At 61.1% G+C, this 22,181-nt stretch carries 21 protein-coding genes and 1 tRNA gene; 12 read left to right on the forward strand and 10 right to left on the reverse strand.

The annotated features are described in order from the left end of the window. Positions 1–87: 87 nt before the first annotated feature. Positions 88–516 (forward strand): 30S ribosome-binding factor RbfA, encoded by a 429-nt coding sequence (gene rbfA / locus AC0V6T_RS02920; protein WP_486124170.1) that lies wholly within the window; start codon positions 88–90, stop codon positions 514–516. Positions 517–520: 4 nt separating this feature from the next. On the opposite strand, the gene AC0V6T_RS02925 is transcribed toward rbfA, so the two are convergent. Then, positions 521–1,129 carry a YceI family protein gene (locus tag AC0V6T_RS02925; protein ID WP_486124172.1) on the reverse strand — a complete coding sequence of 203 codons (609 nt, stop codon included), beginning with the start codon at positions 1,127–1,129 and terminating at the stop codon, positions 521–523. Positions 1,130–1,217: 88 nt separating this feature from the next. Next, positions 1,218–2,840, reverse strand: coding sequence for an AbgT family transporter (locus AC0V6T_RS02930; protein ID WP_486124174.1), 1,623 nt, complete (start codon positions 2,838–2,840; stop codon positions 1,218–1,220). Between the two features lie 141 nt (positions 2,841–2,981). On the opposite strand from AC0V6T_RS02930, the gene AC0V6T_RS02935 reads away from it, so the two are divergent. Next, complete coding sequence (locus AC0V6T_RS02935; RefSeq protein WP_007164911.1) at positions 2,982–3,575, forward strand: thymidine kinase; 594 nt, start codon at positions 2,982–2,984, stop codon at positions 3,573–3,575. Positions 3,576–3,607: 32 nt separating this feature from the next. Further along, positions 3,608–4,324, forward strand: coding sequence for a site-2 protease family protein (locus AC0V6T_RS02940; RefSeq protein ID WP_486124176.1), 717 nt, complete (start codon positions 3,608–3,610; stop codon positions 4,322–4,324). Here AC0V6T_RS02940 and galK read toward each other — a convergent pair. Genes galK through AC0V6T_RS02960 form a run of 4 tightly spaced genes read right to left on the reverse strand, consistent with a single transcriptional unit; the run spans position 4,321 to position 10,102 of the window. Continuing rightward, on the reverse strand, positions 4,321–5,364 hold the full coding sequence (galK, locus tag AC0V6T_RS02945) for a galactokinase (RefSeq protein WP_486124178.1): 1,044 nt from the start codon (positions 5,362–5,364) through the stop codon (positions 4,321–4,323). The two genes, AC0V6T_RS02940 and galK, sit on opposite strands and share 4 nt — an antisense overlap. Next, positions 5,361–6,458: a galactose-1-phosphate uridylyltransferase gene (locus tag AC0V6T_RS02950; protein WP_486124180.1), complete on the reverse strand. Its 1,098-nt coding sequence runs from the start codon at positions 6,456–6,458 to the stop codon at positions 5,361–5,363. Before AC0V6T_RS02950 ends, galK begins: the two co-directional genes overlap by 4 nt. After that, entirely contained in the window at positions 6,455–7,936 is a 1,482-nt protein-coding gene (gene glpD, locus AC0V6T_RS02955) for a glycerol-3-phosphate dehydrogenase (protein WP_486124182.1), read from the reverse strand. The genes AC0V6T_RS02950 and glpD overlap by 4 nt, the downstream gene beginning before the upstream one ends. Positions 7,937–7,945: 9 nt before the next feature. After that, complete coding sequence (locus tag AC0V6T_RS02960; protein WP_486124184.1) at positions 7,946–10,102, reverse strand: alpha-galactosidase; 2,157 nt, start codon at positions 10,100–10,102, stop codon at positions 7,946–7,948. An 83-nt stretch (positions 10,103–10,185) separates the two neighbouring features. Between AC0V6T_RS02960 and AC0V6T_RS02965 the strand changes: the two genes are divergently transcribed. The 6 genes from AC0V6T_RS02965 (at position 10,186) to AC0V6T_RS02990 (ending at position 17,181) form a co-directional block, all read left to right on the forward strand. Next, on the forward strand, positions 10,186–11,658 hold the full coding sequence (locus AC0V6T_RS02965) for an SLC5 family protein (RefSeq protein WP_486124185.1): 1,473 nt from the start codon (positions 10,186–10,188) through the stop codon (positions 11,656–11,658). Positions 11,659–11,690: 32 nt separating this feature from the next. Next, positions 11,691–12,614 (forward strand): tRNA pseudouridine(55) synthase TruB, encoded by a 924-nt coding sequence (gene truB / locus AC0V6T_RS02970; RefSeq protein WP_486124187.1) that lies wholly within the window; start codon positions 11,691–11,693, stop codon positions 12,612–12,614. A gap of 12 nt (positions 12,615–12,626) precedes the next feature. Further along, positions 12,627–12,896 carry a 30S ribosomal protein S15 gene (gene rpsO / locus AC0V6T_RS02975; protein WP_007164903.1) on the forward strand — a complete coding sequence of 90 codons (270 nt, stop codon included), beginning with the start codon at positions 12,627–12,629 and terminating at the stop codon, positions 12,894–12,896. Positions 12,897–13,127: 231 nt separating this feature from the next. Continuing rightward, positions 13,128–15,428, forward strand: a complete 2,301-nt coding sequence (gene pnp, locus AC0V6T_RS02980; RefSeq protein ID WP_486124189.1) for a polyribonucleotide nucleotidyltransferase — start codon at positions 13,128–13,130, stop codon at positions 15,426–15,428. Positions 15,429–15,506: 78 nt separating this feature from the next. Next, positions 15,507–16,190 (forward strand): MnmC family methyltransferase, encoded by a 684-nt coding sequence (locus AC0V6T_RS02985; protein ID WP_486124191.1) that lies wholly within the window; start codon positions 15,507–15,509, stop codon positions 16,188–16,190. 292 nt (positions 16,191–16,482) lie between these two features. Next, a complete protein-coding gene (locus AC0V6T_RS02990; RefSeq protein ID WP_486124193.1) occupies positions 16,483–17,181 on the forward strand; it encodes a Crp/Fnr family transcriptional regulator in 699 nt (232 codons plus the stop codon). 7 nt (positions 17,182–17,188) lie between these two features. Here AC0V6T_RS02990 and AC0V6T_RS02995 read toward each other — a convergent pair whose 3' ends face one another. From AC0V6T_RS02995 to AC0V6T_RS03005, 3 genes are all read right to left on the reverse strand, one after another. Then, positions 17,189–18,115, reverse strand: coding sequence for a DUF481 domain-containing protein (locus tag AC0V6T_RS02995; protein WP_486124195.1), 927 nt, complete (start codon positions 18,113–18,115; stop codon positions 17,189–17,191). Positions 18,116–18,120: 5 nt separating this feature from the next. Further along, positions 18,121–18,645: a DUF1993 domain-containing protein gene (locus tag AC0V6T_RS03000; protein ID WP_486124197.1), complete on the reverse strand. Its 525-nt coding sequence runs from the start codon at positions 18,643–18,645 to the stop codon at positions 18,121–18,123. Between the two features lie 74 nt (positions 18,646–18,719). Next, positions 18,720–19,427 (reverse strand): GcrA family cell cycle regulator, encoded by a 708-nt coding sequence (locus AC0V6T_RS03005; protein ID WP_486124199.1) that lies wholly within the window; start codon positions 19,425–19,427, stop codon positions 18,720–18,722. 92 nt (positions 19,428–19,519) lie between these two features. Between AC0V6T_RS03005 and AC0V6T_RS03010 the strand changes: the two genes are divergently transcribed. Next, the gene (locus AC0V6T_RS03010; RefSeq protein WP_486124201.1) at positions 19,520–20,374 is read left to right on the forward strand and encodes an ABC transporter permease; all 855 of its coding nucleotides are present in this window, start codon (positions 19,520–19,522) and stop codon (positions 20,372–20,374) included. A gap of 30 nt (positions 20,375–20,404) precedes the next feature. Here AC0V6T_RS03010 and hspQ read toward each other — a convergent pair whose 3' ends face one another. Continuing rightward, entirely contained in the window at positions 20,405–20,785 is a 381-nt protein-coding gene (hspQ, locus tag AC0V6T_RS03015; protein ID WP_111993115.1) for a heat shock protein HspQ, read from the reverse strand. Between the two features lie 257 nt (positions 20,786–21,042). Between hspQ and AC0V6T_RS03020 the strand changes: the two genes are divergently transcribed. Both AC0V6T_RS03020 and AC0V6T_RS03025 read left to right on the forward strand, forming a co-directional pair. Continuing rightward, positions 21,043–21,132, forward strand: a tRNA-Ser gene (locus AC0V6T_RS03020). Positions 21,133–21,517: 385 nt separating this feature from the next. Then, positions 21,518–22,174 carry a LuxR C-terminal-related transcriptional regulator gene (locus AC0V6T_RS03025; protein ID WP_486124203.1) on the forward strand — a complete coding sequence of 219 codons (657 nt, stop codon included), beginning with the start codon at positions 21,518–21,520 and terminating at the stop codon, positions 22,172–22,174. The last annotated feature ends 7 nt before the right edge of the window (positions 22,175–22,181 follow it).

Genomic DNA, 22,181 nt, shown 5'->3' on the forward strand with positions numbered 1-22,181 from the left:
TCAAGTAGAGCCGCTGAGCCCATTTGCTGATGAATTGGCAAATCGGTCGCGAGACTGTACGGCGGCGCGCAAACGAAGGTTACAACCATGGCCAAACGACAAGATTTCACCGCAGAACAGCAATCGGTCCGCGTCCTAAAAGTGGGCGAGCGGGTGCGTCACATCCTGTCCGAACTGCTCGCGCGGCAGGAAGTGCATGACGAGGTGGTGAGCGCCTCGAACATCGCGGTCACCGAAGTGCGCATGACGCCAGATCTGCGCCACGCGACTGCTTATGTGAAACCGCTTCTGGCCGCTGGCCCCAAGATCACCGATGCCGACGTGGTCCACGCGCTGCGGCAGAATACCGCGTTTCTCCAGCGCGAGGTTGCAAAGCGGCTCGGGCTCAAATTCGCGCCCAAGCTCAAGTTCCGCAGCGATGAAAGCTTTGCTGAGGCGGACCGGATCGAAGCGCTGTTGCGCGATCCGAAGGTGGCGCGTGATCTCGACGAAACGGGTGAGGAAGACGCCGAATAGGCGCTTACATCCCGCGCGGCACCATTCGCGCGTCCAGCTTGATATCGACCTTGTTGCCAACGATCAGCTGGTAACTGCGCATCCCGTATTCGCGCCGGTCGATCTCCATGTCTCCGGTGAAGCGAACTGCTTGGCTGCTCGCAATGCTGGGGTCGCTGGCGAAGGTTACTTCGAGCGTTTCGGTGTTGGTGACGCCGCGAGCGGTCAGCTCTCCGGTCACTTTGCCTTTTGTCGGTGAGGTGAGATTGAGCGACGTGCCGACGAAACGGATTGTCGGATAACGCTCGACCCAGAAGAACTTTTCTCCGCGTAGCCTGCGCAGTGTGGTTTCGTCAGGCGCCTCAAGCGCACGCGCATCGAAGGTTACGTCGATGACCGCACGCTCAGGCGCGCCGGGCACGATGCGGACATTGCCCGACATTTGCGGGAAGCGGGCGGTCTTGCTCGATAGGCCGAAGAAGGGAACGCGCGCCGACACCTGGCTTGCCGTCGCATCGAGGCGATAATTGAGGGTCGATTGCGCCGCCGCTGTCGTCGGGCCCGACTGCGCGACGATTGCCGTCGGGACAGCCAAAGCCATTGCGCTGGCGAGGATCAGGCGAAGGACGGTCATGGCATTGCTCTCCTTACACCTTACTACGCCCGAGGGCCGGGTTAGGTTTCACCCTTCACCCGGCGCCTGGGCCTGTTTGGCGCGTATCTCAGCCCGTCGGCAGGACGTAGCCAACCGGCGCGTCCGGACCGAGCGGGATACCGAGATAGAACCATACCACGATCAGCAGCGTGCCCGAAACGAGCAGCCAGATCGAATAGGGCAGCATCATCGCGGTGAGGCTGCCGAGACCGAAGCTTGGCTGCCAACGCTGCGCAAAGACAAGGATCAGCGGGAAGTACACCATCAGCGGCGTGATGATGTTGGTCGCGCTGTCGCCGACACGGTACGCTGCCGTTGCGCCTTCCGGGCTGATGCCGAGGAGCATGAGCATCGGCACGAGGATCGGCGCAAGCAGCGCCCACTTGGCGCTCGCCGAACCCACGAACAGGTTCAGAAGGCCTGCGAACAGAACCATCAGGCCCAGAACCAGCGGCAGGGGCAGTCCGGTCGACTGGATCGCAGCTGCGCCATGTACTGCCGAAATTAGGCCAAGGTTCGACCAGCCGAACATCGCAACGAAGTGAGCGGCTGCAAAAGCGAGGACGAGGTAATAGCCCATGTCCTTCATCGATTCCGACATCATGCCGACAAGGTCGCGGTGATCCTTGATCGTGCCGGTGGCGCGGCCATAGGCCCAGCCGGTTGCGAGGAAGAGAACGAAGAACGCCGCCACCAGCGACTGGTAGAACGGGCGAAGCACCGAGTGGATCGAGCAGTCCGCTGCCGGGATGCCGTCGCAAGCGGCTTCGTTCATCAGCGGCGTGCCGGGCGCAAAGACCATCACGGCCCACAGTACGACGACAGCAAGCGCAGCGAGCCCCGCTGCGCGCAGGCCCTTGCTAACGGTGGCCGGATCGCCCTGGCTGAGTTCGTCTTCCTCGCTTGCACCGGCCTGAGCGCCGCCCTTCCACGGGCCTAGCTTGGGCTCGATAATCTTGTCGGTGACATACCAGATGATGGGGAGGAAGATCAGCGTCATCGCGCTGATGAAGTACCAGTTTCCTGCAAGGTTGGCGGTCCAGCTGGGGTCGAGCGCGCTTGCGCCGACGGCCTCTTCGGTAATGCCGAACAAAAGCGCATCGAGCTGACCCGGCGACACATTGGCTGAGAAGCCGCCTGAAACGCCCGCAAATGCCGCCGCGATACCCGCCATCGGATGGCGACCGGCTGCGGCAAACAGGATCCCTGCAAGCGGGATCAGCACTACGTAACCGGCGTCAGCCGCGTGGTTGCCGATCATCGCGACCAGCGCGACGACGGGGGTGAGGAGCTTCTTGGGAGCGCTCTTGACCGCGCTCGCCATGCCGGCGGCGAAAAAGCCCGAACGCTCGGCCACGCCTGCGCCCAGCATCACTACCAGCACATATCCTAGCGGGTGGAAGTGTGTGAAAGTCTTGGGCATTTCGACCCAGAGTTTCTGGATGTTCTCGGCGGAAAGCAGGCTCACGGCCGCGATCACCTGCGGCTGTCCGGTAGCCTCGTCGATCGTGGTCGGATGGAGCGCCGAAACGCCAAGTGCCGCGCTCAGCACCGAGATCGCAACCAGCGCGATGATCAAGTAGAAAAACAGGAATACCGGGTCCGGCAGCTTGTTTCCGTTTCGCTCGATCCAGCCGAGAAAGCCGGTCATGTGCTGCTCGTTATTGGTCGCTTGTGCGGCCGATGCCATATTCGTGATCCCCGTAAGTCAATTCCAGTAGTTCGCGTGAGGGCTAGCATCGCGCAGCGTGGCTGTCACAGGGATTAATCAACAGCCTTGCGCGGGGGACATTCTGGTGCGCTTCGAGCACGCTCGCTAGGCTCGGCGGTGATGGCAAAGCTCTATTTCTACTATTCCAGCATGAATGCCGGAAAATCGACCACGCTGCTTCAGGCCGACTTCAACTACCGCGAGCGCGGGATGCGAACGATGCTGTGGACTGCGGCGCTGGATACGCGCAGCGAAGGCATGGTGCGCAGCCGGATCGGGCTTGAGGCAGGCGCGCATCTTTACACCCCTCAGACCGACCTGCTCGCTGCGATCAGCGCGGCGCATGAGGACACGCCGCTCGACTGCGTGCTGCTCGACGAGGCGCAATTTCTGACCGAGGAACAGGTCTGGCAACTTGCCGCGCTGGCCGACGAAAAGGGCATTCCTGTGCTGTGCTACGGCATCCGAACAGACTTCCTCGGCAAGCTGTTTCCCGGCTCCGCAGCGCTGCTTGGCATCGCCGATGCGCTCGTCGAGCTGAAAGCGGTGTGCCATTGCGGGCGAAAGGCGAGCATGAACCTGCGCGTCATGGAGGACGGCACCCCTGTCAGCGAAGGCGCCCAGACCGAGATCGGCGGAAACGACCGCTATCTCGCCTTGTGCCGCAAGCATTTCAGCAAGGCGCTCAAGACTGGCGTGGTCGGCGCAGACTAGCGAAGCTTCGTGCGCCGCCCCATATGGGGGCCATGTACGACAACCTTGTCTTCGCAGCGATGGTCATCCCTTGCATCGTCATTGCGATTGTCTTCCACGAAGTTGCGCACGGCTACGCAGCCAAGGCGCTTGGCGATCCGACCGCCAGTGAGCGCGGGCGGCTGACGCTCAATCCGATCAAGCATGTGGATCCCATCGGCACACTGCTTGTGCCGGGCGGGTTGTTGCTCTTGGGCGGCCCGCCGTTCGGCTGGGCGAAGCCGGTGCCGGTCAACCAGCGGCGGCTCGACAACCCGCGCTTCGGCATGATGGCGGTCGCCGCCGCGGGGCCGGGGATCAACTTCGTGCTCGCGACCCTAAGCGCGTTTCTCCTCGCAAGTTTCGGACAGGGTGTGGGGCTGGTCGAAGGGCCGGGCGGACTGGTCTTTGTCGCTGACGCGGTTGGCGAAGCGCTGACAGCGGAAACCGCGCTACTCTATTTCGTGCTGATCAACCTGTTCCTGGGCCTCTTCAACCTGTTGCCGATCCCACCGTTCGACGGTTCGCACATCGTTGGCGGGCTCTTGCCAGATCGTCTGCGTCGCCACTGGATGCGGTTGCAGAGCGTGGGCGTTCTGCTGATCGTCGGAGTGATCGCCTACAGCTGGATTTTCGGCACTGGCTGGCTTGAGGTCACGATCCTGCCGTTGGTCGATGCGGCCTTCGTCTTCCTGTTCGGCCTGTTCGGATACAATCCCGGCTTTTTCTAGGCCGCGCTGGCTGCGTCGATAAAGCGCGCCTGAGGGTGACGCTTGAGCAGTTCGGCCATCCAGACGCCGCGCTCGCTTGCGGGGATGCAGGCGACGATGCATCCGCCAAAGCCGCCACCGGTCAAGCGCGCGCCAATTGCACCGAGGCCTTGAGCAGTTTCCACCAGCGTGTCGATCTCGGGCAGCGACATTTCGAACAGGTCGCGCATCGAGACATGGCTTTCATTCATCAATTGCCCAAGCCGAGCGACATCGCCATCGCGCAGCGCCTTAGCCGCCGCGAGCGTGCGCTGGTGCTCGGTCACGCAATGAAGCGCGCGGCGCTTAGGCACTTCGTCGATATTGGCGCTCTCGACTTCGGCTTGATCGAGCAGGCATAGGTCTTCGGTGCCAAAATGGCGTTTGGCCGCATCGCATTCGGCCTTTCGGGCGCCGTAGCGTCCGTCCGTCAGCTTACGGGTCAGACCGGAGTGCACGACCACCATCTCATGCCCCGCTGGCAGCGGCAGGATTTCCCAGTCCAGTGACTTTGTGTCGAGCGCCATCGCGCTTCCGGTTGAGGCCAGGGCGACTGCCATCTGGTCCATGATGCCGCACGGTACGCCCATATACTCGTTCTCGACCCGCCGTGCTGCGATAGCGAGGTCTACGTCGCTCAGGTCGCTCCCAGCCGCTTCCCGCGCAGCCTTGAGGATCGCGACGATCAGGGCCGCGCTGGAGGACAAACCCGATCCTTCGGGAACGCTTGAGGTCACGTCGAGCGCCGCGCCCCCTTTCAGCAAGCCGAGTGCGTTCGCCTCGCGCAATGCTCCGACGCATGGGTCCGACCATTCGCCCTCCGCATCGTCGGAAAGCTCACGCATGGCGGGCGCGTCGTAGTTGAGCGAGCTCACCGCCACCGAGCTGTCGCTTCGCGGGGCCAACGTCACCTCGATCCCGACCGACAAGGCAACGGGCAGCACCCAGCCGCCATTATAGTCGGTGTGCTCGCCGATCAGGTTGACGCGGCCCGGCGCGCGTGCGGTGAATGTGGCGCTCACGATCCGGCCTGTTCGCGCAGGGCCTTGGCCGCGCTTTCGGGCATCACGTCGACGGTGAAGGTGCCCGTGTGCTGTTCGACAGAGGCAAGATACTTGATCCGCCCTGGCGCGCGCAGCAGCGGATAGAATTGCACGGTGAAGTGGTAGTTCGTGGCCCCGTTGCAGCGGTCCGGATTGGGCGCGGCGTGGAATGCCATCATGGTTGCCGCGGGTCCTTCGAACAAAGCGTCGTAGCGCCGGGTCAATTCGCCAAGCCAATATGACAGCGCGCCAAGCTCTTCATTGGTGCAATCCCATGGCCCTGCGCGGCGTGTCTGAGGGGCGATCCATGTTTCATATGGAAAGCGAGCGAAACGCGGCACGAAGGCCGCCATGCCGCCCTCGGTGCCGAGGCCGTAATCGGGCATCGCCGCTTCGATCTCGGCAGCAAGGTCATAGCCACTTGCAAAGGCATCGACGGCGCGGGCCTGCACTTCGGGTATGCGGTTGAAGCCGTAGATTTGCCCGTGCGGGTGGTGGAGCGTGACGCCCACCTCGTCGCCGCGGTTTTCAAACGGCAGGACGTAATCGCAGCCATTGGCGAAGTGCGTGTCGTATCGATCAAGCAATGCGCCGATGAGCACCTGCCTCCGGTCCGATCCAATCGTGTGCAGGCTGCCTTCCGCCTCGGGCGCATAGACGACCACGTCGCATGCGCCCAGCGCAGGCTCGGTCTCGACCCCATCGATGACGGCCGCTTCGCTCGCGCCGGAATGATAGGCGGCAAACTTGTTCTCGAACACGGCGCATTCGAAGTCCGCGAAGGGGATTTCGGTTTCGGGACCGCCGGGGAGGGTGGGAGCGAGCGGGTCCTCGGCTGCCGATGGCTTGAAGGTCCGGTTCTGCCGATGCGCGGCGTACACGTTCCATTCCTGCCGCAAAGGGTGGCGGCGAAGTTCGCCGCCTTGCGCGATGTCTTCGTAGCTCTCCGACACGATCGGAAGGGTGTGCGGCGTGCGGCCATAAAGGTGCAGCATGCGCCCATCGGCCTTGCGGTGATCGCGCCGATGGAGCGGCCCGCCAAGCGCGCGTTTGAGGGCAACATTGTCGCTCACGCAGTCACCTTGCGGGCATCGAACCAGCGCGCCACTTTCGCCTGCGCGGCGTCGTCGATGTGAAGGTAGAGTTTCGAGCGGCGCTTGAGCACATCTTCGGCGGTTGCAGCGAATTCGTGCTCGACCAGATATTCAAGCTCGCTCGCATAAAGATCGCCGCCAAGGTGCTCGCCAAGGTCGTTGATCCCCTGCGCATCGCCCAAGAGGTCGATCATGCGCGTTCCATAAGCTCGCGCGAGGCGCAGAACCGTCTTCTCATCAAGCCACGGGAAGATCGCCGCTTGATCTCCCACGAACCGGTCGAAATAGATCGGGTCGATCTCGCCGCCCGGCAGAACTGCGTCCGCAGTCCAAGATCCGCCATCTATCCCAATTCTTTCAAGCGCATGTTCGGCAAGCTTGCGATAAGTTGTCAACTTACCTCCGAAGATCGAGAGCAGCTTTGGCCCGTCCTCCTCGAGCTCGAATTGGTAATCGCGCGTGACGGTGGAATTCGACGCGGCCTTGTCCTCGTAAAGCGGGCGCACCCCGGCATAGCTGGCGACGGCTTGGTCGGGCGAGACGTCGGTGCGAAGATACTCGTTGGCGGCCTTGCAAATGTAGTCGGCCTCGTCAGCGCTGATGTCGATGTCCGACGGGTCGCCGGTGAACAGCACGTCAGTGGTCCCGACGAGCGTAAAGTCGCGCTCATAGGGGATCGCGAAGATGATTCGGTCGTCCTTGTTCTGGAAGATGTAACAATGCTCGCCATCGTACAGCTTCGGGAAGATCAGGTGGCTGCCCTTTACAAGACGCAGATTGGCATGGGTTTCGCCCGGAATGGCGCGGCCAAGCACTGTGTCGACCCAGGGGCCGGCGGCGTTGACGACCATCCTTGCGGTGAGTGTTTCCTCGCTGCTTTCGCTGCGCAATCTCGCGGTCCAATGCGCATCCCCGCGTGTCAGCCCGATGCATTCGGTGCGCGTGCGGATCGACGCGCCGCGTTCCTTCGCGTCCATGCAATTGAGCACGACGAGACGCGAGTCTTCGACCCAGCAGTCGGAATATTCGAAGCCATGCGTAAGGCGTTCTTCGAGGACGTCCGCATGCGGGGATTGGCGCAGGTCGACATTGCGCGTGGGCGGGAGGAGTTTGCGACCGCCCAGATTGTCATAAAGAAACAGACCAAGGCGCAGCATCCACTTGGGCCGCAGTCCCTTGTCATGCGGCAACACGAAGCGAAGCGGCCAGATGATATGCGGTGCCATCTTGAGCAGCCGCTCGCGCTCGATCAGGCTCTCGCGGACTAACCGGAATTCGTAATGCTCGAGATAGCGCAAACCCCCATGCACCAGCTTGGTCGAGGCGCTTGAAGTATGCTGCGCGAGGTCGTCCTTTTCGACGAGGCAGACCTTCAGCCCGCGCCCAGCCGCATCGCGCGCGATGCCTGCGCCATTGATGCCGCCGCCGACCACCAGAAGATCGAAATCTGTTTCCATAAGAGTCGCTTACTCGCAGGACTTGAGGTGATAGATGAGGCAGGTGTCAGGATGGGTCAGCGGCGGTTGAATACCATAGGTGGTCAGCACCGCGCCGGATACTACGGTTCCCTCTCCTTGAAGGTCGGCCGCGTCAATGATCGATGGCGATGAGATCGAGGGATTGTGCGGCGGCCAAGCGAGCTTGATGCGGTAGCTCTTCGCTGGATCTAGGCCGGGGAAGATAATGCGCGCAGGCAAGGTCGCGGTTTCGAGGTCCAGCACGGTGAAGGCGAACAACGCCTCGCCTGCATCCTTGGCCACGCAGCCGACAAGGTTGGTGTTGGGCGCGCTCTCGCCGCGCCAGAATCGGCCCGAGTGGATCAGGTCGCGATGCTCTTTGTGAAGCGCAATTCCCGTTTTCAGCACATCGATATCGCGCTCGTTCTCGCGCCTCAGGTCGAGTTCCATGCCCATGTGGCCGAAGATCGCGCTTGCGACCCGAAAGGCCATCGAGAAACGGCGCCCGGTGATGTGACAGGTCTTAGGCCCGACATGGTTACCTAGCACGCGAAGCGGGAGGAAATGTGACGCGCCGCGCATGATCGAATGGCGATGACGCGCATCGTTATTGTCCGACGTCCAGACGCGGTCGGCGTGGCGCAAAATGCCGAGATCCGCGCGAGCGCCGCCCGACGAACAGCTTTCGATTTCCAGAGCCGGATGCGCCGTGCGAAGTCGCTCAATCAAGGCGTAAACGGCCCGCGTCTGCCGGTGCATAACCGCGCGTCCGCCGCTCGCCGGGTGCTGCGCGTCGCGGTTCATGTCCCACTTGATGTAGGCGATGTCGTATTCCTCCACGAGCGCGTTGATGCGCTCGAAAAGATACTCGGTAACAGCCGGATTGGTGAGGTCGAGCGTCAACTGATTGCGCGATGCGATAGGCTCGACGCCATCGACCCCTAGCACCCAGTCGGAATGCGCGCGGTAGAGGTCGCTGTCGGGGTTGACCATTTCCGGTTCGAACCAAAGACCGAACTCCATCCCGAGCTCGCGCACGCGATTGGCGATCGGGTGAAGACCGTTCGGATAGACGTCAGTCGAGACCCACCAATCGCTAAGGCCCGCAGCGTCATTGCGGCGCGAGCCGAACCAGCCATCGTCGAGGACGAAGCGTTCTGCTCCGACGTCAGCCGCTCGCTCAGCGAGTTCGAGGAGCGTCGCTTCATCATGGTTGAAATAGACCGCTTCCCACGTGTTGTAGTGGATCTGGCGCGGCTTCGCGAAGGCTCGTTTGTCTAATAGCTTTTCTTGCAGGTGATCGTGGAAGGCGTGGCTGACGCCGTTCAGGCCATCCATCGACCACGCGGCGAGCATGTCCGGCGTGCGGTAACTCTCGCCCTCGGCCAACCTCATTTCGCCGGGGAAGAACATCTCCCCCATCTGCACGAAACCGCGCCCGTCGCTGTGGCGGTCGATGCGCTGGCGGTGGTTGCCGCTCCAAGCGAGGTGGAAACCGAGCGCGAGGCCGCTTGTCTCGCCGGTTCTCTCGGCCGCGAGGATGCCGCCAGGGTAAACATCGTGGCTGGTGCGCCCGGCCTTGTTCTCGCGCACGATGCTGCCTTGGAAGGCTGGGACTTCCTCGACCTGAAACTCGTTTGCCCAGCGGCCTGTGAAGCTGAGGTAGCGGGACAGGCGCTGGTCGAAGGGCAGGCAAAGAGCCGCACACCACTCGAGCTCGAAGGGCTCGCTGGCATTGTTTGTGATCTCGGTGCTTGTCGTCAGGAGGCCAGTAATGGTGTCGAGGGCGAAGCGGTGGGTGCTCGAAAGGCTGCTATTTGCATGCTCACATCGGATGGAGAGCGAGGCTGGACCGTGCGTATCCACGGATACGACCCTCAAGTCGACAGCCCAGTCCTTGCCGCCGCGATGCCCGATCAACCCCGCCGGACCCGAAATGCCTGTCCCGATCGTGTGAAGCAGCGACCCGCGCTGGTGCTCCGCGGGTCCTCCCGGCGCGTGCTGGCGGGTTGCGAGCAAGGCGAGTTCAGCAGTGGAAGCTCCGACGATATCGGGCCCCGCATAGACAATATGGGCCCGCTCGCCGACCGCAGCCTCGAACGCGACCAGCGTCCCGCCCGCGCGAAGTTCGAACCATGCAGCATTGTCATCAACAGGCCTGCTCATCGAGGATCGCCATGCGGCACCGACTGTTATAGGACAACCCAAATCCGCGACGAAGAAGCGGAATTGCGGAGAGAACAGTCGACATGAGCACCACCCAGGTCGCGGTATTTTTGGTCATCACCGCGCTGATTGCGCTCGCAACCTACCTGCATTGTCGCGGCAAGCGCGGCGCAGGGCCGCAGGATGAGCGCGACTACTTCCTCGCGAACGGGGGTCTTGCCTGGTATTTCGTGGCAGGCTCGATCACGCTTACGAACCTGTCGACCGACCAGCTTGTCGGCATGAACGGCAACCAGATGGTGCTCCTCGCATGGTGGGAATTTGCGGCAGTCGCGGGGCTGTTCATCCTCGCTTATGTCTTCCTGCCTGTTTACTACAAGAACAACTGCACGACGACGACCGAGCTTTTGCAGAAGAAGTACGGCGACAAACACATTCGCGCACTCATCAGCGTGCTGTTCCTGTTCGGCAACCTGTTCATCTTTCTGCCTGCGATCCTCTATGGCGGTTCGCTGTTCCTGCTCTCGCTGGCGGGGCTGCCGACCGATCTCGGCACGATCATGGTGAGCGCTGTCGTGCTTGCCGCCGTTGGAGCCGCTTACGCGATCTTCGGGGGACTGCGCGCTGTGGCCGTATCGGACACCTATTCCGGCGTGCTGGTTCTGAGCCTTGCGCTGCTGGTCGTGTTTCTGGCGCTGCAAGCCATTGACTTCGACTTGACCGGCATTCCGGCAGAGCGCCTGACGCTGGTGGGTGACAATGACAGCCCGATCCCTTGGCACACACTGCTCACCGGCATGATCTTCATCCAGACCTTCTACTGGTCAACCAACCAGACGATCACCCAGCGCGCCATGGCTGCGCCCAACATTCGCGAGGCTCAAAAGGGCGTCGTGGTTGCAGCCGGCATACGCTTGCTCATCGTGCCGATCATCGTGGTGGTGCCCGGCATCGTCTCCTACAAGTTGTTCGGCGATGTCGGAGACGTCGCTTATGGGCGGATCGTGGGTGAGGTACTGCCGATCTGGCTTTCCGGAGCCTTTGCCGCGGCCATTGCCGCTGCGATCCTCACCAGTTTCAACTCGATCCTGAACGCGAGCGCCGCGCTGTATGTTTGCGACTTGCACGAGGCGTATATCGGCGACGTCACGCGGGTCGGAAAGCTTGGCGCGGCGGTGTCGATTGTGATGAGCGTGCTTGCGCTCGCCCTCGTGCCGTTCTTTGCAAGCCAAGAAAGCCTCATCAACACGGTGCAGCAGCTTTACGGCCTGCTCTCCATGCCGATCCTCTCCGCTTTTGTCGTGTGCCTCATGTTCAAAAACGTGAAGGCGGGCGCGGCGATGATCGGGGTGGTGACGGGCGTCGCGTTCTATGGCTTCTGGAGCATGGTGTGGGAACCTGCGCACTACATCCACGGCATGTTTGCGACGCTGATCCTGTCGATTGTAACCGCGCTGGTCGTCAACAAGCTGGTGTTCGGCGCGACGCCGCAATTTTCGCTGGGCGGTGAGGACACCGAAGAGGCCAGCGACAGCCTTGCAGCGAGCACCGCTTGAGGCTTGTCATCTGATCGCCTAGCGGGAGCGCGATGAGCGAAACAAAGCCTGCACCCCACGGATGGATCATCCTCGACAAGCCGCGCGAGCTTGGCTCGACGCAGGCGGTGGGGGCTGTGAAGCGCAATTTGCGCGAAGGCGGCTATGCCAAAACCAAGGTGGGGCACGGAGGCACGCTCGACCCGCTGGCTGAAGGCGTGCTTCCGATTGCGCTGGGTGAAGCGACCAAGCTTGCTGGCCGCATGCTCGATGCGAGCAAGATCTACGACTTCACCGTGAAGTTCGGGGTGGAGACCGACACGCTAGATACCGAAGGCGAGGTGATCGAGCGCAGTGACGTACGGCCAGGCCTGCCGGAGATTGAAGCCGTGCTGCCGCAGTTCACCGGACCGATCGAGCAGGTTCCGCCCGCCTATTCCGCGCTGAAGGTCGACGGCAAGCGTGCCTACGATCTTGCACGGGCAGGGGAGGAAGTGAGCCTCAAGACCCGCGCTTTGACGATCCATTCGCTCACCATTGCCGATGGCCCGCATGAACGGGACGAAATCACTCTCACCGCGCATGTTTCCAAGGGCACATACATCCGCAGCCTTGCACGCGATATCGCACGCGCTCTTGGAACCTGCGGGCACGTTACCTATCTACGTCGCACCAAGGCCGGGCCGTTCCTTCAGGAACAGGCGATTTCGCTGGACAAACTCAACGAAGTCTCTAATGGCGCTGCCCTTGAAGATCTCCTCCTGCCGTTAGAGGCAGGGCTGGACGACATCCCGGCCCTCAACCTCACCCAGACAGACGCGCAGGCGGTCCGACAAGGCCGGGTCCTGTCTGGAATGCCCCAATCATCCGGGCTCTATTGTGCGATGCTGGACAGTGTGCCGGTGGCGCTGATGGAAATTTCGGATGGCATCGCGAGAGTGGTGAGGGGGTTCAACCTTCCCGATGTCGCTGAGTAGAAAGAGAAATACATGTCGGTAGCACCCGAACGTAAAGCTGAAATCATCAAGGACAACGCACAGGCCAAGGGCGACACCGGTTCGCCGGAAGTCCAGGTCGCGATCCTTACCGAGCGCATCAAGAACCTGACCGAGCACTTCAAGTCCAACCACAAGGACAACCACTCGCGTCGCGGTCTGCTCATGATGGTCAACAAGCGCCGCAATCTGCTCGCATACCTCAAGAAGAAGGATGTCGAGCGCTACAACGCCCTGATCCAGAAGCTGGGTCTGCGTAAGTAAGAGTTTCGGGAAGGCGGCTCTCACGGGTCGCCTTTCTCGCATCTGGGGAGGGATCAACGGCGACGATTCACGTCAGACCGCTCTTCCTGTAAAAAGGGGCCGCGATCACAATTCGGTGATCCAGCCTTGGGGCATTCGCAAACCAAGCCCCACACCGGACCGGGACGGTACACCCGGCACAAGTAGGCCCCGCGCATGCAATGTGGCTGTGCGGGTTCAGAAGGAAAATCCATGTTCGACACGAAAACCGTATCGCTGGAGTGGGGCGGAAAAACCCTCACTCTGGAAACCGGCCGTATTGCCCGTCAGGCTGACGGCGCGGTCCTCGCCACCTATGGCGAAACTGTTGTTCTTTGCGCGGTCACCGCAGCCAAGAGCGTCAAGGAAGGTCAGGACTTTTTCCCGCTGACCGTTCACTATCAGGAAAAATTCTCCGCTGCCGGCCGTATTCCCGGCGGCTTTTTCAAGCGCGAAGGCCGCGCGACGGAAAAAGAGACGCTTACCTCGCGTCTGATCGACCGTCCGTGCCGCCCGCTTTTCCCCGAAGGTTTCTACAACGAAATCAACGTCATTGCTCAGGTCCTGTCCTATGACGGCGAAACCGAGCCTGACATTGTCGCGATGATCGCGGCGTCGGCTGCTCTGACCATTTCGGGCGTTCCGTTCATGGGCCCAATCGGCGCAGCACGCGTCGGCTTCACCAATGATGGCGAATATGTCCTCAACCCGACCGTCGCTGATGCGCTCGGTGAAGATGGCCGCCTCGACCTCGTTGTCGCTGCAACGCAGGACGCGGTGATGATGGTCGAATCCGAAGCGAAAGAACTGACCGAGGAAGAAATGCTCGGCGCTGTGATGTTCGCACACGAGGAAAGCCGCAAGGTCATCGGCGCGATCATTGAGCTTGCCGAACAGGCCGCGAAAGCTCCTTGGGAACTGGACCCGGTCGAAGACAAGACCGCCAAAATGGACAAGCTTCGCGCAGCCATCGGTTCAGACCTCGAAGCCGCTTACAAGATCACCGACAAGTCGGCCCGTCAGGATGCTGTGAACGCAGCACGCGAAAAGGCGCGCGAAGCATTTGCTGACCTCGCCGAAAGCGATCCGGCAGAATATCTCGGCACGCTAAAGCTCGTTAAGAAGCTTGAGAGCGAAATCGTTCGCGGCTCGATCCTCAAGGACGGCACGCGTATCGACGGTCGTAAGCTCGATCAGGTTCGTCCGATTGAGGCTATGGTCGGCCTGCTGCCGCGCACTCACGGTTCGGCGCTGTTCACCCGCGGTGAAACGCAGGCGATCTGCACCACCACGCTCGGCACCAAGGACGCCGAGCAGATGATCGATGGTCTCGAAGGCCTCAGCTACAGCAACTTCATGCTGCACTATAACTTCCCGCCTTATTCGGTCGGCGAAGTGGGTCGCTTCGGCTTCACCAGCCGCCGCGAAACCGGCCACGGCAAGCTCGCTTTCCGCGCGCTGCGTCCGGTTCTGCCCGATGCAGAGGAATTCCCGTACACGATCCGCGTCCTGTCCGACATCACCGAGTCCAACGGTTCGTCCTCGATGGCGACCGTTTGTGGCGGCGCGCTGTCGATGATGGATGCGGGCGTTCCGCTTGCGCGCCCGGTTTCGGGTATCGCGATGGGCCTGATCCTTGAAGGCGAGGACTTCGCGGTTCTCTCCGACATCCTGGGTGACGAAGATCACCTTGGCGACATGGACTTCAAGGTTGCAGGCTCGGAAGAGGGCATCACCAGCCTTCAGATGGATATCAAGGTTGCCGGCATTACGCAGGAAATCATGACTCAGGCGCTCGAGCAGGCGAAAGCTGGCCGCGCGCACATCCTGGGTGAAATGGCGAAGGCCCTGACCGGTGCCCGCACCGAGGTTTCCAAGCACGCACCGCGTATCGAGACGATGCAGATCGACAAGTCGAAGATCCGTGACGTCATCGGCACGGGCGGCAAGGTGATCCGCGAGATCGTGGCTGAAACCGGCGCCAAGGTCGACATCGACGACGAGGGCACGATCAAGATCAGCTCGTCCAACGCCGATGAAATCGAAGCCGCGAAGAAGTGGATCGAAGGCATCGTCGAGGAAGCCGAAGTCGGCAAGATTTACACCGGCAAGGTCGTCAACATCGTGGACTTCGGTGCATTCGTGAACTTCATGGGCGGCAAGGACGGTCTCGTCCACGTCTCCGAAATGAAGAACGAGCGCGTTGAGAAGCCGACCGATGTTGTCTCCGAAGGCCAGGAAGTGAAGGTCAAGGTCCTCGAGATCGACAATCGCGGCAAGGTCCGCCTGTCGATGCGCGTCGTTGACCAGGAAACCGGCGAAGAGCTCGAAGACACCCGCCCGCCGCGCGAACCGCGCGGTGATCGCGGTGGCAAGGGTGGCCCCAGAGGCGATAGGGGCGGCGATCGCCGCGGTGGCCGTGGCGGTCGCGGCCCGCGCCGTGATGGCGGCGGCAATCGCGACGGGGGCGGAAATGACGGCCCTGCGGCGATGCCGGACTTCCTGAAGGACTAAGTCTTTCGGGCAAACCGAACACAAGATGGCCCGCCGGAAGCGATTTCGGCGGGCCTTCCTTTTGGGTAAGAGATATCAATGCTAAAACGCGAACTCATCGACACGGCCGAAATCGAAGACGGCGAGACTCTCGAACTTTTCAGCCACGGGCGCGATTTCATGATCGTGCTGGGGCGCAACGAGCTCATGAGCACGCGCATGCGGTTCTCTGAAGAGCAACTTGCCGAGATGACGCTCGACCGCCTCGACAATGATTCGCCGCGCGTCCTGATCGGCGGCTACGGCATGGGCTTCACCTACCGCGCCGCGCGTGAGCGGCTGGGCGAGGGGGCCGAAATCGTTGTCGGCGAAATCTCGCACAAGATCGTCGAATGGGCGAAAGGCCCGATGAAGGACCTCACCGGCGAGACCCTCTCCGACCCGCGTCTTGACCTCAAGATCTGCGATGTCGCGGCGCTCATCGACGATGCCAATGACGGGACATGCGAAAAATTCGACGCCATCATGCTCGATGTCGACAACGGTCCCGACGGGTTGGTGCGGGCGGACAACAATCGCATCTATTCGAGAACCGGTCTCGGCAAGGCGCGCGATGCGCTGAAGCCCGGAGGGATCGTTTCAGTCTGGTCGGCAGCGCCCGATCCTGCCTTTCGCCGCCGGCTGAAGGAGGCTGGTTTTGCGGTTGAGGAAAAAGGGGTGCGTTCCCGCCCGAACAACAAGGGCGCGCATCACACTATCTGGTTTGGGCGCAAGGTACGCTGAGCCTGCGAGGAATTTCGTGCGAAATGAAAATGGCCCACACTCCCCCCGAAGTGTGGGCCAAGTCGGCGGTAGGGGACAGCCCTCCGCTCGGGTCGCTCCCAGAACCCCATTGCTAAAGCCGTGTCTAAGCCCTCTCTCACGATCGGTCTGTGATGGTCGTCACAAATTAACCATTTTTGGGACAGCCGAGATCAAAGTCCTTTGCAATCAGTGGTTTTGAGACCAAGGCTTGTGAGCGAGCACGCACGAAAGCTCGCGTGAGCTCGTCAGATTCGCATGGTGGGAAAACGTGATGGAATCATTGAACGAGATGATGGCCAATCTGGCCCCCGACAGCCTCCTGATGGCGCTTGAGCCCGAACAGATCGAAGCGCTGCTCAAGAACGCCACTCGCAAGGATCTGAAGCCCGACGACATTGTTATCAATCAGGGCGACGAGGACGGCGACTATGCGGTTTACGTCCTGTCAGGCGGGCTCAAGATCAGCTTTGTGAGCGCGAGCGGTCGCGAGATCATTCTCAGCTATTGCTCGCCGGGTGAAGTGATCGGCGAGATCGCTCTGCTCGACAGCGAACCGCGGACTGCGACTGCAACCGCTGTCGTGGAATCGAGCGTTCTGCTGCTGCCTTCGAAGCAATTCCTTGAGGCCGTATCCTCGAACCCAACATCAGTGGCCCGGATCATGCGCGAGCTTGCGCAGCGGGTGCGGCAACAAAACCTTATCATCGAAAGCGACCGTACTTTCTCGATGGGGCCGCGACTTGCCCGAGCGCTGGTTCGCCTCATCGACAAGGACCGGAACGACGGCGGCTTGCTCTACAATCCGAGCCAAAGCGATCTTGGTGCATTTGCCGGTTTGGCGCGCGAGAATGTCAGTCGCTTGCTGTCCGAATGGGAAAGCCAGGGGATCATTGCGCGCGACGGGCGCACTTTGAGCGTACGCGATATCGAATACCTACGTTCGCTGGCCGAGTTTGGCGAAGAGGTCTGAGCTGCGATCAGAAATCGTAGATCAGGGTTATCCGGCTCAGAGTATCGGTCTTGACCGCGCCTGCTGGTGGGTCGGTGTCATGCTCCACCGTGTAAGACAGGCGCACTTTTACATTGTCCACCAGCGCCGCTTGAAGTCCGGTGTCCGAGATAAAGGTGCTGCTACCGGATTGGATGAAAGCGCTCGCGTCCTGAGTAAATGCGATGCTCTCAGCCAGCTGCCAGTCGAAGTCGAGACTGCCGAGGCCTGCAAGATTGCTGGTGCTTCCGCCGCCTACGAATTCGGTGCGGCGATAAGCCGGGCCTGCCTGCACGGACAGCGTCATATCGTCTTCGTCGATGACCTCGTAACCGAGACCGCCTGAAAGCGAGTAGCGTCCTGAGAAGCCCTGGAAGCGGTCACGCTCATATTGTGCCAGCGCAAACGCGAATAAGCGGTCGCTGAGCTTCAGGTTGGGCTCGTAGGCGGCAAGAAATTGTTCGCGCGTTGTGACGCCATTGTTGCGCTGATAGTCGGCCCTGGCGCGCAGCTTGTGGCGCCAATTGATGCCTTCGCGCGTCAGGCCGAGCGATGCGGTGATGCCGGTGTTCGACGCATTGCCGGTCGAGTTGAAAGCGCCCAATTCACCGCGCCCACTCCAGTTCTCGAACAGTCCGGCGCTGCGGATTTCCTGCTTTTCAAGCGCTGCAGCTTCGGCCTCGGCAGCGGCGAGGTTGGTTTCGAAGCTTGCCAGGATTGTGTCGAGCTCGACCGCGTCATCGGGATTGGTAGTGCGAGCGAGCTCGATGACGGTGCGCACTTTCTCTTCGTCGCCGGTGGCTATGGCCGCATCGATCATTGCGCGCACAGGTTCAGGCAATTGAGCCTGTGCTGTGTAGGCCGGGGCACTCAGCGCGAGAGCAAAGGCCGCGATCCGAACGTTCGTAAACTTCATTCGCCTTATCCCTGCTGCGCCCGCACGCGGCCCATGAAATCCATTTTGCCGATCTCAACGCCAAGGTGACGCGCGATGGAGTAAGCGGCGCTGCAATGGAAATAGAAGTTGGGTTGGGCAAAACTCAGCAGGAAATCCTCAGCCGTGAAAGCAAGCCGCGTGTCCTTGAACTCGAAGCGCATGTCGCGCCCGATCCAGCTTTCCATCTCGTCTTCGTCGAGGCCTTTCAGAAGCGCTTTCGCACCGGCAAGCTTCTCGCGCAGCGCGTCAAACGTGGCGGGCGGAGGATTGAGGTCAGGCGTCGCCAGTCCTTCGCGCACAGCTGAAACGGCGCCTGCCGTATGCTCGGCGACGCTTTTGATCTGATATGTGAAGGGCAGCATGTCATCGATCAGCTGCGCGCTCAGGATCGCCGAATGATCGCATTCGCGTTTCGCACACCAGCCCTCGGTCTTGTCGAGAAGATGCGATGCGGTGCCAAGCATCTGGAGTGCGCTCGGGACAAAAGCTGCGTGAAGAGTGAGCGGCATGGGCTGTTCCTTACTGAAAACAGAAAGGCCCGGCGGCGCTTGGTGCGCTGCCGGGCCTCACGTGACTGTGATTGTTAGCGGACCCGCGGGCCGCCAAACGGAAGCGGCGGCGGGGGACGGCGCGCACCGCGAGGCAGCTGTGCCTGATAAGCGCGGCCGCAATGTTCGACGCAATAGGGGAAGCCGGGGTTCACCGCTTCGCCGCAGAAATGGAAATCAGGCTCACCCGGATGGCCCATCGGCCAGCGGCAAACCTTGTCCGACAGGTCAAGCAGGCTGGTCTTGTCCGCGATCTCGGGGCTCGGCTTGGCGGGCACGAGGCGACGCGGCGGTGCGGGCGGGATCGGTGCCTGCTGGTCGCCGGGGCCCTGTCGCAAAAAGCCGCCGGGGCCGACCGAGACGATCTTCGGCAGGTTTGGCGTGGGATTGGGGATGGCTTGCGAATTTGTGGACTTGGGATCTGCTGCCTTCGCGCTGGAGGCTTCGCTCTCGACTTCGGCTGCCGGAGCGTCGGCCTTGGGCTCGGGCTTAGCGGCGGGCTTCGCCGCCGGTTTGCTCGCCGTCTTCTTTGGCGCGGGTTTGGGAGCCGCTTTTTTGGCCGCAGCCTTCTTCTTTTCGTTCGCCTTCACCGGTGACGGGCGCGATTTCAGGCCAAGGCGGTGTGCCTTGCCGATCACTGCATTACGGCTGACGCCGCCCAATTCTTCTGCAATCTGGCTGGCGGTCGATCCGCCTTCCCACATTTTCTTGAGCGTTGCGATGCGCTCGTCAGTCCAACTCATAAAACATCCGTTCCTGTCGTGCCCGACCTTGTCGTCGAGGCCTAGATAGGTTGCTTGTCACATCTTGCCAGAGGCCGTAGGCGACCTTTCCCATGACAGACGAGCTTTCAGCAAACCCCAATCGTCCGCGAAACTTCCCGGAGCGCGGTGTCCCGGTGATAACCGGCATCAACCGCGTGGGTCTTTTCGCGCTCTATATGAAGGAGGTGCGCCGGTTTCTCAAGGTCCAGACGCAGACGATCTGGGCGCCAGCGGTCACGACGCTGCTGTTTTTGATAATCTTCACCGTCGCGCTGGGCCGTGGAGGCCGCGAGGTGCTGGGTGTGGAGTTTGCAAGCTTTGTCGCACCGGGCCTGATCGTGATGGGCATGATGCAGAACGCATTTGCTAATTCGTCCTTCTCACTGCTCTCGGGCAAGATCCAAGGGACGATTATCGACCTACTGATGCCGCCGCTTTCTCCCGGAGAGCTGATGGGCGGGATCGTGGCGGCTGCTGTCACGCGGGCGATCGCTGTGGGCTGCACGGTTGCGCTCGCGATGGCGCTTTGGCCGGGCGTTTCTCTGGCCGTGACACACATTTGGGCGGTGATCTGGTTTGGGCTGATGGGAGCTGTGATGCTGGCGCTGCTTGGTCTTGCGACCTCGATCTGGGCCGAGAAGTTCGACCACAACGCCGCGATTACCAATTTCGTGATTGCGCCCCTCTCGCTGCTGTCGGGCACGTTCTACGTCATCGACAACCTCGCGCCCGCTTTCCAGGCTGTGAGCCGTGCGAACCCGTTCTTCTACGTGATCTCGGGCTTCCGCTATGGCTTCCTCGGGCAAAGCGATATCGGAGAAGCGAGCGCCGTCACGATGGCCGCCATCGGCATCGCGGTCTTTAATCTCGTAATCGCTTTTGCGGTCTATGCTGTCCTGCGCACCGGCTGGAAGCTTAAGAGCTAGCCCGGCGATGGCCCAGCCAGCCGCGGGGCATCAATGCGTGAGGCTGCGCCGCATCCGATAGCGCCCGTCCTTGAACTGCTCGAACAGCTGGGGGACGGTAGGATGGTCGATCGGCCCACCGCTGGGGTCAGCAACGAGATTGCCCTGGCTCACATAGGCGACATAGCTCGACTCCTCGTTCTCGGCGAGGAGGTGGTAGAATGGCTGGTCGCGGGGAGGACGGATTTCTTCGGGTATCGATTCGTACCATTCCTCGCTGTTGGCGAAGACCGGGTCGATATCGAAAACAACGCCGCGAAAATCGAACAGGCGGTGGCGAACAACTTCGCCAATACCAAACCGGCTGCGTGAAGAGCGCGGAGCGTTGATGGTCCGTCCCGCTTGGCTGGAAAAGAAGTGAGCGCGTTCCATAACTTGCAGAATATGGTCCTTCGCACGTGCAAAACAAGTTTCCTGCTAAGGTTGCGACCGAGATATGCCCGCATTTTGACGCCCCAATGCCGCGATCAGGGGTTGGCAAGCGCATGAGCCTGCGCTAACGGGCGCGCTCCTTGTCGTCGGCAGGACCAAGCCGACGCGCCTTTCCTTCGCGAGAATTCAGCGAAGCGGCAGCGCAGACAGGGCGTTGACAGCACTCAAGCAGCGAAGCGAGAGCGCGAACAACATGCGGAGAGGTGCCGGAGTGGTCGAACGGGGCGGTCTCGAAAACCGTTGTGCTCTCACGAGTACCGAGGGTTCGAATCCCTCCCTCTCCGCCATTTCTCTCGATTAATGATCGCAAGTTTCCGATCCCTACGTAATTTGCAGCAGCGCGTCACGAGAAGCTGTGCGTGTCGCTATTCTCAAACGTGCCGAATTACGACGCAAGCAGAGAACGTGCTGTCGCATGGATCGAAACGAGAACATTAGCCGATCTTCTTGGAAGCGAAACGTTGGTTAGTTTGAGTTAGAGATTTTCGCACATAAGAAACAGACCATTAGAGAGTAAGTTTGCTTAAAGACGGGATTTGAAGGTATTCGGGGCTGTTAACGCGAAGTCCAAATAAGTCATAATCATTGCGATCTAACAATAAGTTACACTGGCTGGAAGTCGCTTAATGTGCTAACAGCATTACTTAGCCACGGGTGCATTGGAGGGGGGAAATGGTCGTTGCCCTCGCGCTGAGGAATGCGTTGTATCGCACTGCATTATCCGACAGCTTGTCGCGGTTGGGTCATACGGTCGCAGATGTCGCTCCTTCGGTAGACCTGCTTGAGCTTTGCCCGTTCTCCGAAAACAATGAACCGCTGGTGGTGCTGGCCGAAGCACCGTCGACTCTGCGACCTCTGGCGCGCGCGCTTAAACCCTTGCGCGATGAAGCAGGGCAATTGCGGTGCGTGATGCTCGAAGAAAAGTTCGACCTGTTTCGTCTGGCGGATTGCTTCTCGATCGGTTGCCACGGTTTCCTCCTGACCTCGATCCCGATCAAAGCCTTGAGCTGCGCCCTCAAATTTGTCGCCTCGGGTCACCGGGTTTATCCTGACAATCTGGGCGAAGCCCTGAACGGCTGGCGGCGCGACAATCTCGAGCATACCCGATCCAATCCCAAACTGACCGATCGCGAACGCCACGTCGGGACTGAAGTAGCGCAGGGGCATCCGAACAAGGTCATAGCAAGGGATCTCAACCTGTCCGAAGCAAGCGTGAAGCTCTCAATCCAGGCGTTGCAGCGCAAGCTTGGCGTGAGGAACCGCACTCAGGTTGCGGTTGCACTCGTGGTAAGAGGGCTGGTGCCAACGCCGTGCGTGCGGGACCTTTGATCACCGC

It is taken from the genome of Erythrobacter sp. S158, from assembly GCF_057364915.1.

Coding starts and splice junctions, on each gene's coding strand:
- AC0V6T_RS03010 (WP_486124201.1), top strand. CDS start 19,520: ATGACAGACGAGCTTTCAGCAAACCCCAATCGTCCGCGAAACTTCCCG.
- AC0V6T_RS02995 (WP_486124195.1), bottom strand. CDS start 18,115: ATGAAGTTTACGAACGTTCGGATCGCGGCCTTTGCTCTCGCGCTGAGT.
- AC0V6T_RS03005 (WP_486124199.1), bottom strand. CDS start 19,427: ATGAGTTGGACTGACGAGCGCATCGCAACGCTCAAGAAAATGTGGGAA.
- AC0V6T_RS02935 (WP_007164911.1), top strand. CDS start 2,982: ATGGCAAAGCTCTATTTCTACTATTCCAGCATGAATGCCGGAAAATCG.
- AC0V6T_RS02990 (WP_486124193.1), top strand. CDS start 16,483: ATGGAATCATTGAACGAGATGATGGCCAATCTGGCCCCCGACAGCCTC.
- pnp (WP_486124189.1), top strand. CDS start 13,128: ATGTTCGACACGAAAACCGTATCGCTGGAGTGGGGCGGAAAAACCCTC.
- AC0V6T_RS03025 (WP_486124203.1), top strand. CDS start 21,518: ATGGTCGTTGCCCTCGCGCTGAGGAATGCGTTGTATCGCACTGCATTA.
- AC0V6T_RS02965 (WP_486124185.1), top strand. CDS start 10,186: ATGAGCACCACCCAGGTCGCGGTATTTTTGGTCATCACCGCGCTGATT.
- hspQ (WP_111993115.1), bottom strand. CDS start 20,785: ATGGAACGCGCTCACTTCTTTTCCAGCCAAGCGGGACGGACCATCAAC.
- AC0V6T_RS03000 (WP_486124197.1), bottom strand. CDS start 18,645: ATGCCGCTCACTCTTCACGCAGCTTTTGTCCCGAGCGCACTCCAGATG.
- truB (WP_486124187.1), top strand. CDS start 11,691: ATGAGCGAAACAAAGCCTGCACCCCACGGATGGATCATCCTCGACAAG.
- AC0V6T_RS02985 (WP_486124191.1), top strand. CDS start 15,507: ATGCTAAAACGCGAACTCATCGACACGGCCGAAATCGAAGACGGCGAG.
- glpD (WP_486124182.1), bottom strand. CDS start 7,936: ATGGAAACAGATTTCGATCTTCTGGTGGTCGGCGGCGGCATCAATGGC.
- rpsO (WP_007164903.1), top strand. CDS start 12,627: ATGTCGGTAGCACCCGAACGTAAAGCTGAAATCATCAAGGACAACGCA.
- AC0V6T_RS02940 (WP_486124176.1), top strand. CDS start 3,608: ATGTACGACAACCTTGTCTTCGCAGCGATGGTCATCCCTTGCATCGTC.
- AC0V6T_RS02960 (WP_486124184.1), bottom strand. CDS start 10,102: ATGAGCAGGCCTGTTGATGACAATGCTGCATGGTTCGAACTTCGCGCG.
- rbfA (WP_486124170.1), top strand. CDS start 88: ATGGCCAAACGACAAGATTTCACCGCAGAACAGCAATCGGTCCGCGTC.
- AC0V6T_RS02925 (WP_486124172.1), bottom strand. CDS start 1,129: ATGACCGTCCTTCGCCTGATCCTCGCCAGCGCAATGGCTTTGGCTGTC.
- AC0V6T_RS02930 (WP_486124174.1), bottom strand. CDS start 2,840: ATGGCATCGGCCGCACAAGCGACCAATAACGAGCAGCACATGACCGGC.